Annotated in this window: 12 protein-coding genes and 1 tRNA gene; 12 read left to right on the top strand and 1 reads right to left on the bottom strand. The window is 61.4% G+C overall.

All coding sequences use genetic code 11. The annotated features are described in order from the left end of the window. Window positions 1–20 precede the first annotated feature (20 nt). Window positions 21–392 (top strand): gamma-butyrobetaine hydroxylase family protein, encoded by a 372-nt coding sequence (locus Mame_RS20065; RefSeq protein WP_018065636.1) that lies wholly within the window; start codon window positions 21–23, stop codon window positions 390–392. Window positions 393–396: 4 nt separating this feature from the next. On the opposite strand, the gene Mame_RS20060 is transcribed toward Mame_RS20065, so the two are convergent. Further along, complete coding sequence (locus tag Mame_RS20060; RefSeq protein ID WP_018065635.1) at window positions 397–1,473, bottom strand: AI-2E family transporter; 1,077 nt, start codon at window positions 1,471–1,473, stop codon at window positions 397–399. A gap of 100 nt (window positions 1,474–1,573) precedes the next feature. Here Mame_RS20060 and Mame_RS20055 point away from each other — a divergent pair, with 100 nt between their 5' ends. From Mame_RS20055 to rpoB, 11 genes are all read left to right on the top strand, one after another. Next, window positions 1,574–2,155 carry a DUF924 family protein gene (locus tag Mame_RS20055; protein ID WP_018065634.1) on the top strand — a complete coding sequence of 194 codons (582 nt, stop codon included), beginning with the start codon at window positions 1,574–1,576 and terminating at the stop codon, window positions 2,153–2,155. A 92-nt stretch (window positions 2,156–2,247) separates the two neighbouring features. Next, a complete protein-coding gene (locus tag Mame_RS20050) occupies window positions 2,248–4,869 on the top strand; it encodes a mechanosensitive ion channel family protein (protein ID WP_018065633.1) in 2,622 nt (873 codons plus the stop codon). 150 nt (window positions 4,870–5,019) lie between these two features. Continuing rightward, the gene (locus Mame_RS20045) at window positions 5,020–7,533 is read left to right on the top strand and encodes a GcvT family protein (RefSeq protein WP_026173619.1); all 2,514 of its coding nucleotides are present in this window, start codon (window positions 5,020–5,022) and stop codon (window positions 7,531–7,533) included. A gap of 266 nt (window positions 7,534–7,799) precedes the next feature. Then, window positions 7,800–7,875, top strand: a tRNA-Trp gene (locus Mame_RS20040). Between the two features lie 166 nt (window positions 7,876–8,041). Beyond that, a complete protein-coding gene (gene secE, locus Mame_RS20035) occupies window positions 8,042–8,242 on the top strand; it encodes a preprotein translocase subunit SecE (RefSeq protein WP_026173618.1) in 201 nt (66 codons plus the stop codon). 18 nt (window positions 8,243–8,260) lie between these two features. Then, the gene (gene nusG, locus Mame_RS20030) at window positions 8,261–8,791 is read left to right on the top strand and encodes a transcription termination/antitermination protein NusG (protein ID WP_026173617.1); all 531 of its coding nucleotides are present in this window, start codon (window positions 8,261–8,263) and stop codon (window positions 8,789–8,791) included. A 143-nt stretch (window positions 8,792–8,934) separates the two neighbouring features. Further along, window positions 8,935–9,363, top strand: coding sequence for a 50S ribosomal protein L11 (rplK, locus tag Mame_RS20025; protein WP_018065629.1), 429 nt, complete (start codon window positions 8,935–8,937; stop codon window positions 9,361–9,363). A 5-nt stretch (window positions 9,364–9,368) separates the two neighbouring features. Continuing rightward, window positions 9,369–10,064 (top strand): 50S ribosomal protein L1, encoded by a 696-nt coding sequence (rplA, locus tag Mame_RS20020; protein ID WP_026173616.1) that lies wholly within the window; start codon window positions 9,369–9,371, stop codon window positions 10,062–10,064. 348 nt (window positions 10,065–10,412) lie between these two features. Continuing rightward, window positions 10,413–10,931 carry a 50S ribosomal protein L10 gene (gene rplJ / locus Mame_RS20015; protein WP_018065627.1) on the top strand — a complete coding sequence of 173 codons (519 nt, stop codon included), beginning with the start codon at window positions 10,413–10,415 and terminating at the stop codon, window positions 10,929–10,931. A gap of 63 nt (window positions 10,932–10,994) precedes the next feature. Next, window positions 10,995–11,372 (top strand): 50S ribosomal protein L7/L12, encoded by a 378-nt coding sequence (rplL, locus tag Mame_RS20010; protein WP_026173615.1) that lies wholly within the window; start codon window positions 10,995–10,997, stop codon window positions 11,370–11,372. A gap of 189 nt (window positions 11,373–11,561) precedes the next feature. Next, window positions 11,562–15,701: a DNA-directed RNA polymerase subunit beta gene (rpoB, locus tag Mame_RS20005; RefSeq protein WP_018065625.1), complete on the top strand. Its 4,140-nt coding sequence runs from the start codon at window positions 11,562–11,564 to the stop codon at window positions 15,699–15,701. Window positions 15,702–15,715: the final 14 nt, after the last annotated feature.

Genomic DNA, 15,715 nt, shown 5'->3' with positions numbered 1-15,715 from the left:
GACGGAAAAGGGAACCGGTTTTGACAGCGACACCGACGGAGATCAGGGTCTCGAAAGACCGCAAAAGCCTGACCGTGACGTTTGACGATGGCGCCCGTTATGCGCTGCCGGCCGAGATGCTGCGGGTCTTGTCGCCTTCAGCAGAGGTCAAGGGCCATGGTCCCGGCCAGGCGGTGACGGTGCCGGGCAAGCGCAATGTCGAGATCATGACGGTCGCCGCCGCCGGCAATTACGCGATCCGCATCGGCTTCGACGATATGCACGACAGCGGCATCTATACCTGGAGCTATCTGCGTGAGCTGGGCGAGGACGGCGCGCGGTTGTTCGCCGACTACGAGGCGGAGCTTGCCGAAAAGGGCATGACCCGCGACCGGGCCGAGCGACCGCGTTGAAGCCTTAGTCCTGGCGCGGCGCGGCCAGCAGCGCCCTGGCTTTTTTCGGTCTCGATTTGCCGCCGAGAATGGCGGCGACCCAGTGCAGCGAGGGAATGTTCTCGCACACCGTCAGGAGCGCGATCGTGATCGGCACGCCGAGGAAGGTGCCGAACAGGCCCCACATGAAGGTCCAGAAGAAGATCGAGAAAACCACCACGAAGGGCGAGATCGACAGGGTCGAGCCCGACACCATCGGTTCCACATAATTGCCGATGATGAACTGGATCAGGTTGAGCGCGGCAAACAGCACCAGCGCGGTTTCCCAGTTCTCGAACTGGATGACGCCGTAGAGCGAGGGGAACACGGTGGCGATCACCGAGCCGATGAACGGGATGTAGTTGAGCGCGAAGGCGATCACGCCCCACTCGATGGGGAAATCGAGGCCGGTGACTGTTGCGGCGCCCCAGAACAGGAAGCCGGTGATGGCGCTCATTTCGGTCCGGACCAGCATGTATCGGCCGAATTTGCGGGCCGTTTCGTGGGCAATCCTGACAGCCGTGGCGGCAAAGCCGGGCTGGTTGATCACGTCGAGCTTGCTCCGCAGCTTGTCGACCTCGGTGAGGCCGAGCACGACATAGGCAAGGACGACAAGCCAGAAGCTCAGCGTGGTGCTGGCCTGGCCGGTGATCTGCCGGATGGTGCGCACGACGAGCCCGACATTGAAGACGTCGGAGAGCGAGCTTGCGACCGCGATCCCCTTTCCATCGAACCAGGCGACGGCGTCCTGATAGGCGATCTGGAGCTGCCACGCTGCCTCGATGAAGGAGGTCGCGACCCGGGAAAAGCCCCAGATCACCAGCGTGGCGAAGATCACGAACACGACGATTGTGGAAATGACGGTGAGCGCCAGCGCCGCCAGCGCCGGCATGAATCTCTGCAGCGCGTTCTTGATCGGCCAGGTGACGGCGATGATGAACAGCGCCAGCGCCACCGGCTTGAGGAATGTCCCCGCTCCGCGGATTGCCAGCAACAGCAGGATCACGAAGATCAACGATGTGACGACGGTGACGCCGCGCCGCGATCCGGCTGGTTCAGGCATATATGTCTCGCAAATGTCTTGCTTGAGCGGAGCTATGTGAAAATGTATCGTCCCCGTCTGTCATGCGCAAGCAGAACTGCATAAGCCGAGGAGAGGCGACATGAGCGAATTCATCGACGAGGCGGCGAGCCCTGAACAGGTGCTCGCATTCTGGTTTGAGGAGCTGACGCCAAAGGACTGGTTCCAGCCCGACGATGTGGCGGCGCTCGACCGCACCATCCTCTACCGCTTCTTTTCCACCCACCGGGCTCTGGCGCAGAAGATCGGCGGCGCATGGCGCGCGACCCCCGAGGCGCAGCTTGCGGCTGTTATCGTGCTCGATCAGTTTCCCCGCAATATCTACCGCGCGACGCCGATGGCCTTTGCCACAGACCGGCTGGCGCTCAGGGAAGCCAAGTTCGCGGTGGCCAGCGGCGCGGACCAGGCGTTGCCGGCGGACCGTCGCGCATTCTTCTACATGCCGTTCGAGCATTCTGAAAAGCTGAAGGACCAGAAGCGCTCCGTCGAATTGTTCAAGGCGCTCGGCAATGAGGAATATTCCCGCTTTGCCGAGAGCCATCGCGATGTGATCGCCGAATTCGGCCGTTTTCCCCACCGCAACGCGATCCTGAAGCGCCGTTCCACGCCTGCCGAGCGGACCTATCTTTCGAGCGAGGAAAACACCGGCTGGGGCCAGAAGTGACGAAACGGGGGCGGCGGCAAGGGTCGCTGCCTTGAAATTGACGCGCTGCTCGTCAAGAGCACCGGTGCAGGACAAGTGAAAGGGCCAGCGGTTTGATTTGGCGAGGCGGCGCAAGGGCGGGGATTTTCGGCATTTTATGTCTGGCGCTGGCGCTCACCTCTACGTTGCCGGTCATGGATGTCCGGGCCCAGCAGGCATCGGAGACGGCAGCCCCGGCCGCGGGCGATGCGTCCGCCGCGCCGGCCGCCGAAACCGGTCAGCCGCAGGCGGCCGACCAGGCGGCAACGGAGCAACCGGCGCTCGATCCTTTCTTTCAGGACATGAAGGATCAGCTTGACGGGTTCTCCCGGTCGCTTTCAACCGTCGCCGCGACCGTTGCGGAGGATACGCCGGGCACCGATACGCTGGTGAGACTGCAGACTGAGGTGGATCAGGTTCAGGCCGGCCTCGCCAAAATTCTGAGCTCGATTTCGATCCGGCTGACGGAGGTCCGCGCGCAACTTCTCGAACTCGGCACCGCGCCCGGTCCGGGCGAGACCCCGGAGCCTGCGGTGACCACCGAGGAACGCAACAAGCTTCTGGCGCAGCGTTCGGAAATCAACGCGCTGTCCGACCAGGCGCAGAAACTGAGCGCCCTGGCCGAGAAGACCTCCGCCGACATCAGTCATCTGCGGCGGGTGCAATTTACCGAGATGCTGTTTGCCCATACCGACCTGGTGCAGTTGTTCTCCTCCGATTTCAGTCGTCTGGTGCGCGGCGAGATCACCGCATTCAAGGTGTCCTATGGCGGTTGGCTGAATTATATCTGGAATGCCAAGCGGCTGCAGTTTCTGGCCGCGCTTTTCCTGTCCCTGCTGGCGGCGGTGTTCTCCTACCGCATATCGAGCCGGCTTCTGGATCGCACCAAACTCGATCTGCAGGAGCAGGAGCCCGATTACGTCGCCCGGCTTCTGGCAAGTTTCTGGACAACGATGATCCCGAGTCTTGCGCTTCTTGCCTTTCTCGCCGTGTCCTATGTGCTGTTCGTCGGCCTGAATATCTTCCTGCCGGATGTCGAGCGCTTCGTGCGGGCGGCCTATGTTTCCGCCGCGGTCGTCATCTTCGTGTTTCTGCTGTCGCGCAACGTGCTGACGCCGGGGCGGCCGCAATGGCGGCTGGTGCCGATCAGCAATTCGGCGGCGCGCAACCTGACGCTGGCCTTCACCGCGCTCGCGGTGATCAACTGGGCGGATATCCTGTTCGGCGTATTGAACGACACGCTCGATGCCGATCTGCGTCTCGAAGTGGCGCGAAGTCTCATCACCTCGGTGATGATCGGCACCATACTGATCGCGGTTTCGTTCATCCGGCCCCGGGCTCCGCTTGGCGGGGCGACGGCGCAGAAGCGGTCGATCAGAACCCTGTTTCCGTCCGCCATCGCCGTCATGACCCGGCTTGTGGGCGTGTTCATCGTGGTGGCGGCGCTGATCGGCTACGTCGCGCTGTCCCGGTTTGCCGCAAACCAGGTGGTGCTGACGGGCGGCGTGCTGATCACGATGTATATCGGCATCCTGCTCGGACAGGCGGTGTCGCAGCCGGGCAGTTTCGCAAGGACCGGATATGGCAAGCACGTCGTCAGCCGCTTCGGCGTTTCAAGCGTGCGCAGCGACCAGATATCGCTTGTTCTGGGGCTTGTGACCTATGCGGCGACGTTTCTCATCGGTGTCCCGATGATCCTGATATCGTGGGGGGTGCGCTGGGAGGAGATCAAGCTCTGGGCCGGAAAGCATCTGACCTCGGTCACCGTCGGATCGATCACCATCTCGCTTGGCGGCATCCTGATCGGGGTGCTGCTGTTTGTCGGCGGCTATCTCGGAACCCGCTGGTTCCAGGGCTGGTTCGACAATAATGTGCTGCTGCGCTCGAAGGCAGACTCCGGCGTCAGAAATTCGGTCAAGACCGGCATTAGCTATCTCGGTATCGTGCTCGCGAGCCTGCTGGCGATTTCGGCCGCCGGCGTCAACCTGTCGAGCCTTGCGCTTGTCGCCTCGGCGCTGTCGATCGGCATCGGCTTCGGATTGCAGACGATCGTCTCCAACTTCGTCTCCGGCCTCATCCTGCTGGCGGAGCGGCCGTTCAAGGTGGGCGACTGGATCGTGTCCGGCACCACCGAAGGCTTCGTCAAGCGCATCTCGGTGCGCGCCACCGAGATCGAGACCTTCCAGCGCCAGTCGATCATCGTGCCGAATTCCGAGCTGATCAATGCCTCGGTCGGCAACTGGATGCACCACAACCAGATGGGGCGCTCGGAAGTCGCCGTCGGCGTCTCCTATGACAGCGATCCCCGCACCGTGATGAACATCCTGATGGAGATCGGAACCACCCATCCGCTGGTATTGCAGAACCCGGAGCCGATGGTGATCTTCGTGGGGTTCGGCGAATCGACGCTCGATTTCGAGCTGCGCGTCTATCTCGCCGACGTCTTCAACGGCATTACCGTGCGCAACGATATCCGCGTCGCGATCTTCGAGCGGTTCCGCGACGAGGGCATCACCATCCCCTATCCCCAGCGCGACCTGCACATCATTCCGCAGAAGGAGCGCCACGACGAACTGGCGAACTCGATCCGCAAGCAGATGCGCAAGACCGCAACCGCGCCGGTGGAGACGACGGAGACGACAACGCCCTCCTACGATCATCCCGACGCCGGCAATGACGACAGCGGCGAGCGCTGAGCGGCGCGCGCCGGGCCGATTTTCAACGCGTCGCGGCCACAAGACTGCATGTCGCAAACGGGCTGTTGGCGGCGCGGTGGGCGTTGCATAGTCGGGTACAGAACGGCCCGTCTGACGCGGGCGCACACGCTATCCTCAGAGGCGGAACGGATGACAACGAAAACTCGGGCACTGGTGATCGGCGGCGGCGTCGTCGGCGTATCGACGCTTTATCATCTGGCGAAAAAGGGCTGGTCGGACGCGGTTCTGATCGAGCGCAAGGAGCTGACCTCCGGCTCCACTTGGCATGCCGCCGGCCTGTTGCCGCTGTTCAACATGAGCTATTCCGTCGGACAGCTGCACAAATACTCGGTCAATCTCTATTCCTCGCTCGAAGAAGAGACCGGGCTGAATGTCGGTTTTTCGAAGGTCTCGAATATCCGCCTCGCGATGACCAAGGACCGGATGGATGAGTATCTCTATTATTCCGGCATCGCCGAGACGATCGGGGTCGATTTCAGGTTCCTCACGCCGGAGGAGGTCAAGGAGGTCTGGCCGCTGTGCGAGACCGACGGCCTGCTCGGCGCGATCCAGCATCCCGGTGACGGTTATATCCAGCCGGCCGACCTGACCCAGGCGCTGGCCAAGGGCGCGCGCGACAACGGCGCGCGGATCATGCGTAACACCACGGTCACTGAAATCCGCCAGAACACGGACGGAACCTGGCATGTCGAGACCGACAAGGAGGCATTCACCGCCGATCACGTGATCTCCTGCACCGGCAACTTTGCCCGCAGGACCGGCGCCATGGTCGGGCTCAACATTCCCGTCATCCCGGTCGAGCATCAGTATATCGTCACCGAACCGCATCCGGCGATCCTGGAGCGCAAGAAGCAGGGGCTGCCCGAGATGGGTGTGCTCCGCGAATCCGACAGCGCCTGGTATATGCGCGAGGAGGCCGGCGGGCTGATCCTCGGGCCGTATGAAGTCGGCGCACCGGTCTGTTATGTCGACGGGCCTTCCGACGACAGCGAATACGAGTTGTTCCAGGAGGAGCTCGACCGGCTGATGCCGCATATCGAGACGGCGATGGCGCGCGTTCCGGCCTTTGCCGAGGTCGGCATCAAGAAGGTCTATAACGGCGCGATCGCCTATACGCCGGACGGCAACCCGATCGTCGGGCCCGCGCCGGGGCTGAAGAATTTCTGGCTGAACGAAGGCCATTCCTTCGGCATTACCGCAGCAGGCGGCGCCGGCTGGCAGTTGGCCGAGTGGATCGTCAATGGCGAGCCGACGGTGGACCTTGCCGGCGTCGATCCGCGCCGCTTCGGGCCCTACGCCACCGAGGGCTACCTCATCGCCAAGAACGAGGAGGCCTATGCCAATGTCTTTACCATGCACTATCCCGACGAGGAGCGCGCCGCTGCCCGGCCGCTGAAGACTTCGCCGGTCTATGAACGGCTGAAGGCGCTCGGCGGCGTGTTCGGCTCGGTCTATGGCTGGGAGCGAGCCAACTGGTACGCGCCGGAGGGCTATGCGCTGGACGAGAGCGAGCTCGGCGTCGGCGCCGATGTGCTGACCAGCCATAACCACGCTCCGCCGCTGGAAGACGGCCGGATCGTGGAAAAATGGTCGTTCCGGCGCTCGAACTATTTCGAGCATGTCGGCAATGAGGTGAAACACGTCCACGAAAAGGTCGGCGTGCTGGACATGACGCCATTCGCCAAGATGGAAGTCTCGGGCGTCGGCGCGCGCGCCTTCCTCGACAGTATTTTCGCCAATGCCATTCCGAAGAAGCGCGGCCGGATCGCGCTTTGCCACCTGCTGGGGCAGGAAGGCGGGGTGAGGGCGGAGTTCACGCTTTACGAATGGGCGCCCGACCGGTTCTATCTGGTCTCCGGCGCGGGGCTCGAAAGCCACGACCACGACCTGCTGATGAAACTCGCGCCGACCGATGGCTCGGTCACGCTGCGGCCGCTGACCATGGAAATGGGCGTGCTGGTCGTCGCCGGCCCGAAATCGCGCGATCTCCTGAAGAAGCTGACGCGCGCCTCGCTCGCAAACGAGGATTTCGGCTGGCTGACGGGGCAGCCGATCTCGATCGGGGCGGCAAGCTGTCATGCGCTGCGCGTCAATTTTGTTGGCGAACTCGGCTGGGAGCTGCATCACCCGATCGCGATGCAGACCTATATCTTCGACAAGCTGATGGAAGCCGGTGCCGAATTCGACATCAAGCCCTTCGGCATAAGGGCGATGGGCGCTATGGCGCTCGAAAAATCCTACCGCGCCATGCAGCGGGAAATGTCGATCGAATACACCGCCTACGAATCGGGCCTCGACCGCTTCATCAAACCGAAGAAGGATTTCATCGGCAAGGAGGCGCTGCTGTCGAAGAAGGAGGCGGGTCTCGGCTCGGTGTTCGCGACCCTGATCGTCGACGGCGTCACCGATTGCGACGCACGCGGCTCGGAGGCGATCTATGACGGCGACGGCAACCTCGCCGGTCGCGCCACCCAGGGCGGCTTCGGCTGGCGCATCGGCAAGTCGATCGCGCTGGCGATGCTGAAGCCGGACTATGCGGTACCCGGCACCAAGCTGAAGATCAGGATCCTCGGCGATCTCTATGACGCGACCGTTGTGGAGGAGAGCCCGTTCGATCCGGAAAACGAGGCGCTCAGGGCGTAGACCGGCCGCACCTCTCTTTCTTCTTCATGCCGGCCTTGAGCCGGCATGCAGGGCAACGCGGCAACGGTTCAGGTTTTCGCGCGCCATGACTTTGCGGCGACAGGGGGTAGAGCGAGTCACGCCGCCACCAACCGGGCAACGGGCCGGATTGCGCAATCTTCACAGGCATTCATGAAAAACACCCTTGCAAAGCGCGCGTCATATCCGTAAATGAGCGCCATGTCTGATGCTGGCGCGCGGAAACGCCTGTCGCTCGCTGAGGATGAAGGGGTATAGCTCAGTTGGTAGAGCGGCGGTCTCCAAAACCGCAGGTCGGGGGTTCGAGCCCCTCTGCCCCTGCCAGCACGCCGTTTGGTCGCGCAAATCAGTGGCCGGCTCGCGTGAATGTGAAAACAAAAATACGTTTTTCTCTTGTGTCAACGAAAAACGATGATATGTAGTGAAAAACAGACTCGCGGCGCGTGGAGCTGGATCTTCCGCTTTACGTGCCGTAAAGGCGTGGGCATTTATGGCATCTAAAACCAATCCATTCACGTTTCTGCAGCAAGTGCGCGCTGAGACGGCCAAAGTCGTTTGGCCTTCCCGGCGCGAAACTGTGATTTCGACCCTCATGGTGATCGTGATGGTCGTGATCGCGGCATTTTTCTTTTTTGCTGCGGACCAGTTGATGAGCTTGTTGATGAATTTCATCCTCAATCTCGGCGCCTGATCGGGGAAGGGGAAGCAGATGGCTATGCGTTGGTATATCGTTCACGCCTATTCCAACTTCGAAAAGAAGGTGGCTGAGGCGATCGAGGAAAAGGCCCGCCAGAAGGGTCTCGACCAGTATTTCGACCGCATTCTCGTGCCGACCGAAAAGGTCGTCGAGGTGCGTCGCGGCCGCAAGGTCGATTCTGAGCGCAAGTTCTTCCCCGGCTACGTGCTGGTGAGGGCCGAGCTCAATGACGAGGTGTTTCATCTTATCAAGAATACGCCCCGCGTGACCGGTTTCCTCGGCAGCGACCAGAAGCCGGTTCCGATTCCGGATTCCGAGGCCGAGCACATTCTCGGTCAGGTTCAGGAAGGCGTCGAGCGTCCGAAGGCGACCGTGCTTTTCGAGATCGGCGAGCAGGTTCGGGTTTCCGATGGTCCGTTCGCATCGTTCAACGGTGTGGTGCAGGACGTCGATGAGGAGCGCTCCCGCCTGAAGGTCGAGGTCTCGATCTTCGGTCGCGCCACCCCGGTCGAGCTGGAATACGCGCAGGTCGAGAAAGTTTGATGATTTGCCCCTTCGGGGGCATTGCGCGTGGAAGAACAGGACGCTTAGCCGGCGCCCGGATGTTCGCACCACGCAACCGCAGCCGCCGGCGATAGGCCGGCAGTCGGGCCGGGGTTCCGGTCCACAACGTGAAAGGCAGAGTAATGGCTAAGAAAGTTGCAGGCCAGCTCAAGCTGCAGGTCCCGGCAGGTTCGGCAAATCCGTCCCCGCCGATCGGTCCCGCGCTTGGTCAGCGTGGCATCAATATCATGGAATTCTGCAAGGCGTTCAACGCCGCCTCGCAGGAAATGGAAAAGGGTATGCCGATTCCGGTCATCATCACCTATTTCCAGGACAAGTCCTTCACCTTCGTGATGAAGCAGCCGCCGGTTTCCTACTTCCTGAAGCGGGAAGCGAAGCTGAAGTCCGGTTCGAAGACCCCGGGTCGCGCATCGGCAGGCAAGATCACCTCTGAGCAGGTCCGCAAGATCGCGGAAGCCAAGATGAGCGATCTGAACGCCGCCGATATCGAAGGCGCAATGCGCATGGTCGAGGGCTCCGCCCGCGCCATGGGCCTGGAAGTGACGGGTTGATTGCCATGAGCAAGATTGCAAAGCGTATTCAGAAGAACCGCGAAGGCGTTGATGCCGACAAGTTCTACGCCCTTTCCGAAGCCGTGAAGATGGTCAAGGAACGCGCCACCGCGAAGTTCGACGAAACCATCGAGATCGCGATGAATCTCGGCGTTGACCCGCGTCACGCCGACCAGATGGTCCGCGGCGTCGTCAACCTGCCGAACGGCACGGGCCGTACGGTTCGCGTTGCCGTTTTCGCCCGTGGCGCCAAGGCCGATGAAGCCAAGGCGGCCGGTGCGGACGTCGTTGGCGCCGAAGATCTGGTCGAAGCCGTTCAGGGCGGCAACATCGATTTCGATCGTTGCATCGCCACGCCGGACATGATGCCGCTCGTCGGCCGTCTCGGCAAGGTGCTCGGCCCGCGCGGCATGATGCCGAACCCGAAGGTTGGCACCGTCACGATGGACGTCAAGGCGGCTGTCGAAGCCTCCAAGGGCGGCGCTGTCGAGTTCCGCGTCGAGAAGGCCGGCATCGTTCACGCCGGCGTCGGCAAGGCCTCGTTTGACGCGAGCGCGCTGGAAGAAAACATCCGCGCCTTCGCCGATGCCGTCGTCAAGGCCAAGCCGGCCGGCGCCAAGGGCAACTACGTCAAGCGCCTGGCGCTGTCGTCGACCATGGGCCCCGGCGTCAAGATCGACTTCTCGTCGGTCAACGCCTGAGCGCGGACTGAAGAATTTCTGGAAGTGCGCTTCCGGTGACAAGTTTCCGGGCTCCAGGGCCCGGAAAAACCCGGGATAAAACCCGGTTTCCTGTCCGAGATTGCAGGTGGGCAACCTTAATTATGCCTGCATGAGACGGGTGAGACCAATTTTTCCGTTGGCGACGCAAGTCACCTTTGGCGGTTTAACTGGTTCGAACCTGGTTGTGCCTAGGCGCTTGAGAAATCGCGCGCCGATGGGGGCAGGATCCTCGAGCGTCGCTTGGGATCTTGGATAAAAACAAGAAGCCCCTTGCGGCAAAGGCAAACCGACAGGTCCGAAAATGGGCCTGTCAACTGGAGATAGGCAGTGGAAAGAGCGGAAAAACGCGAATTCGTCACGGAACTGAACGAAGTCTTCAAGGCTTCTGGCTCAGTTGTCGTGGCCCACTATGCCGGTGTCACCGTTGCGCAGATGAACGATTTTCGTTCGAAGATGCGTCAAGCGGGCGGCACTGTCAGAGTCGCGAAGAACCGCCTGGCCAAGATTGCCCTTCAGGGTACGGAGTCCGAGGGTATGTCCGACCTGTTCAAAGGTCAGACGCTCATCGCATTTTGCGATGACCCGGTGACGGCTCCGAAGGTCTGCATGGACTTCGCCAAGACCAACGACAAGCTCGTTGTCATCGGCGGCGCCATGGGGGCAACCGTGCTCGACGCGGAAGGTGTGAAGTCGCTTGCGACGATGCCTTCGCTGGACGAGCTGCGTGCGAAGCTGGTTGGTATGATCCAGACCCCGGCTACCCGTATCGCGACGATTGCTTCGGCACCCGCAAGCCAGCTTGCGCGCGTGCTCAATGCCTACGCCACGAAGGACGAAGCCGCCTGATGCGGTTTTTCGCTGTTTACAAAATTTCGAACCAGTTCGAACCAACACTGAAGGAATATGAACATGGCTGATCTCGCCAAAATCGTAGAAGAACTCTCTGAGCTGACGGTTCTCGAAGCCGCCGAGCTTTCCAAGATGCTCGAAGAAAAGTGGGGCGTTTCCGCCGCTGCACCGGTAGCCGTTGCTGCTGCCGGCGGCGCTGGCGCTGCTGCTGAAGCCGTTGAAGAAAAGACCGAATTTGATGTCATCCTGGCGGAAGCCGGCGGCAACAAGATCGGCGTCATCAAGGAAGTCCGCGCCATCACCGGTCTCGGCCTCAAGGAAGCCAAGGACCTCGTCGAAGGCGCTCCGAAGCCGGTCAAGGAAGCCGTTTCCAAGGCCGAAGCCGAAGAACTCAAGGGCAAGCTGGAAGCAGCTGGCGCCAAGGTTGAGCTCAAGTAAGCTTTGCATTTTGTTGCGCGGGCGGTCACCGCCCGCGCAATGACAACTGACCCGAAACCATTACCCAAAGTCCCATTTCGGGCCTTTGGGTAATGGGTTCTCAAGAAGACCCTTAAATGACGACGGAGCCAATTGGCCATCGGTGACCGTCTGTTGCAGGCCCGGATGCAGATTGAAGGAGCTACCTGAATGGCTCAGACCCTTTCCTTTAACGGTCGCAGGCGCGTACGCAAGTTTTTCGGAAAGATCCCGGAAGTCGCGGAGATGCCGAACCTGATCGAGGTTCAGAAGGCCTCCTATGACCAGTTCCTCATGGTTGACGAGCCCAAGGGCGGACGTCCCGACGAGGGGCTGCAGGCGGTGTTCAAGTCCGTCTTCCCGATGACCGATTTCTCCGGCGCTTCGATGCTCGAATTCGTGTCCTACGAGTTCGAACAGCCGAAGTTCGACGTCGAGGAATGCCGCCAGCGCGACCTGACCTATGCCGCGCCGCTGAAGGTGAAGCTGCGCCTGATCGTGTTCGATATCGATGAGGACACGGGCGCGAAGTCGATCAAGGACATCAAGGAGCAGTCGGTCTATATGGGCGACATGCCGCTGATGACCAACAACGCGACCTTCATCGTCAATGGCACCGAGCGCGTCATCGTTTCGCAGATGCACCGTTCGCCGGGCGTGTTCTTCGACCACGACAAGGGCAAGAGCCATTCGTCGGGCAAGCTGCTGTTTGCCGCCCGCGTGATCCCCTATCGCGGTTCCTGGCTCGATATCGAATTCGACGCCAAGGACATCGTGCACGCCCGTATCGACCGCCGCCGCAAGATCCCGGCGACGTCGCTCTTGATGGCGCTCGGCATGGACACCGAGGAAATCCTCGAGACCTTCTACGAGAAGGCCACCTATGAGCGTGATGGCGAGGGCTGGAAAGTGCCGTTCTCGCCCGAGCGTCTGCGCGGCCAGAAGGTCATTGCCGATCTGATCGACGCCGACAGCGGCGAAGTCGTGGTCGAGGCCGGCAAGAAGCTGACCCCGCGCATGTTGAAGAAGCTGTCCGAAGGCGGCCTCAAGGCGCTCAAGGTGAGCGATGAGGAGCTTTACGGCACCTTCCTCGCAGAAGACCTCGTCAACCTGGAAACCGGCGAAATCTATCTCGAGGCCGGCGAAGAGCTGGACGAGAAGAATCTCGCTGGCATCATCGATCAGGGTATCGACGAGATCGCGATCCTCAACATCGACCACGTCAATGTCGGCGCCTATATCCGCAATACGCTGGTCGCGGACAAGAACGAGAACCGTCAGGACGCGCTGTTCGATATCTATCGCGTCATGCGTCCGGGCGAGCCGCCGACCATGGAATCGGCCGAGGCCATGTTCAACTCGCTGTTCTTCGACAGCGAGCGCTATGACCTGTCGGCCGTCGGCCGCGTCAAGATGAACATGCGTCTCGACCTCGATGCCGAGGATACGGTTCGCGTGTTGCGCAAGGAGGACATCCTGGCCGTCGTCAAGACGCTGGTTGACCTGCGCGACGGCAAGGGCGAGATCGACGACATCGACAATCTCGGCAACCGCCGCGTCCGCTCGGTCGGTGAGCTGATGGAGAACCAGTATCGTCTGGGTCTTCTGCGCATGGAGCGCGCGATCAAGGAACGCATGTCCTCGATCGAGATCGACACCGTGATGCCGCAGGACCTGATCAACGCCAAGCCGGCGGCCGCCGCCGTGCGCGAGTTCTTCGGTTCGTCGCAGCTTTCGCAGTTCATGGACCAGATCAATCCGCTGTCGGAAATCACCCACAAGCGTCGTCTTTCGGCGCTGGGTCCGGGCGGTCTGACGCGTGAACGCGCGGGCTTCGAAGTCCGCGACGTGCATCCGACCCATTACGGCCGTATCTGCCCGATCGAGACGCCGGAAGGCCCGAATATCGGTCTGATCAACTCGCTTGCGACCTTCGCCCGCGTCAACAAGTACGGCTTCATCGAAAGCCCGTACCGCAAGATCTCCGAGGACGGCAAGCTCACCGACGAGGTGATCTACCTGTCGGCCATGGAAGAGGCGAAGTACTACATCGCCCAGGCCAACTCGGTGATGAACGATGACGGCACCTTTGTTGAGGAGTTCGTTGTCTGCCGTCACGCTGGCGAAGTCATGCTGGCCCCGCGCGAAAACATCAACCTGATGGACGTTTCGCCCAAGCAGCTCGTGTCCGTTGCCGCCGCTCTCATTCCGTTCCTGGAAAACGACGACGCCAACCGCGCGCTGATGGGCTCGAACATGCAGCGTCAGGCCGTGCCGCTTCTGCGCGCCGAAGCGCCGTTCGTCGGCACCGGCATGGAGCCGATCGTTGCCCGTGACTCCGGCGCCGCGATCGCCGCCAAGCGCGGCGGCATCGTCGACCAGGTGGATGCGACCCGTATCGTTATCCGCGCCACGGAAGATCTCGATGCCTCGAAGTCGGGCGTCGATATCTACCGGCTGATGAAGTTCCAGCGTTCGAACCAGAACACCTGCGTCAACCAGCGTCCGCTGGTGCGCGTCGGCGACGTTCTGAACAAGGGCGACATCATTGCCGACGGTCCGTCGACCGATCTCGGCGACCTGGCCCTCGGCCGCAACGCGCTGGTCGCGTTCATGCCGTGGAACGGCTACAACTACGAGGACTCGATCCTGCTTTCCGAGCGGATCGTTTCGGATGACGTCTTCACCTCGATCCATCTGGAAGAATTCGAGGTCATGGCCCGCGACACCAAGCTTGGCCCGGAAGAAATCACCCGCGACATTCCGAACGTTTCGGAAGAAGCGCTGAAGAACCTCGATGAGGCCGGCATCGTCTATATCGGCGCCGAAGTGCATCCGGGCGACATTCTCGTCGGCAAGATCACGCCGAAGGGCGAAAGCCCGATGACGCCGGAAGAAAAGCTTCTGCGCGCGATCTTCGGCGAGAAGGCTTCGGACGTTCGCGACACCTCGATGCGCATGCCGCCCGGCACCTTCGGCACCGTGGTTGAAGTCCGCGTCTTCAACCGTCACGGTGTCGAGAAGGACGAGCGCGCCATGGCGATCGAGCGTGAGGAAATCGAACGCCTCGCCAAGGACCGCGACGACGAGCAGGCCATTCTGGACCGCAACGTCTACGCGCGTCTTTCCGATATGCTGCGCGACCAGACCTCGATTGCAGGCCCCAAGGGCTTCAAGAAGGGCGCTGTGCTGACCGATGAGGTGATCTCGGCCTATCCGCGTTCGCAGTGGTGGATGTTTGCCGTCGAGGACGAGAACCTTCAGGGTGAACTCGAAGCGCTTCGCGGCCAGTATGACGACTCCAAGAACCGCCTTGAACAGCGCTTCATGGACAAGGTCGAAAAGGTCCAGCGCGGCGACGAAATGCCTCCGGGAGTGATGAAGATGGTCAAGGTCTTCGTGGCTGTGAAGCGCAAGATCCAGCCCGGCGACAAGATGGCCGGCCGTCACGGCAACAAGGGTGTGGTTTCCCGCATCCTGCCCGCCGAAGACATGCCGTTCCTGGAAGACGGAACCCATGTCGATGTCGTGCTGAACCCGCTTGGCGTGCCGAGCCGCATGAATGTCGGTCAGATTCTGGAAACGCATCTGGCCTGGGGTTGTGCCGGCATGGGCAAGCGCATCGGCGAGATGCTCGAGGCCTATAAAGAGACCAACGACATCGGCCCGCTGAAGGAAACGCTGACCGAGGTCTATGCGTCGGAAGCCCGTAACGAAGTCGAGTATTTCGACGATGACGGTCTGGTGCGTCTGGCCGAAGAGGCCAAGCGCGGCGTCTCGATCGCAACGCCGGTCTTCGACGGCGCCCATGAGGGCGACGTGTCGGAGATGTTGTCGCGCGCGGGCTTCGACCCGTCCGGTCAGTCCGTGCTCTACGACGGCCGTACCGGCGAGCAGTTCGACCGTAAGGTAACCGTTGGCTATATGTACATGATCAAGCTCAACCATCTGGTTGACGACAAGATCCATGCACGCTCGATCGGTCCGTACTCGCTCGTTACCCAGCAGCCGCTGGGCGGCAAGGCGCAGTTCGGCGGCCAGCGCTTCGGCGAAATGGAGGTCTGGGCGCTCGAAGCTTACGGCGCCGCCTACACGCTGCAGGAAATGCTGACCGTGAAGTCGGATGACGTTGCCGGTCGTACCAAGGTCTATGAAGCCATCGTCCGCGGCGATGATACGTTTGAAGCCGGTATTCCGGAGAGTTTCAACGTTCTCGTCAAGGAAATGCGCTCTCTGGGTCTTTCGGTCGAACTGGAGAACTCCGCCGAGGAGCCGCAGCCGGACGTCGAGCTTCCGGACGCCGCGGAATAAAGTTGAGAGCCGAC

Origin of the sequence: Martelella mediterranea DSM 17316, assembly GCF_002043005.1 — a bacterium.
GTDB lineage: Bacteria > Pseudomonadota > Alphaproteobacteria > Rhizobiales > Rhizobiaceae > Martelella > Martelella mediterranea.
Note: the sequence above shows the minus strand (reverse complement) of the source record. Positions and strands in the feature narration are given on the sequence as shown.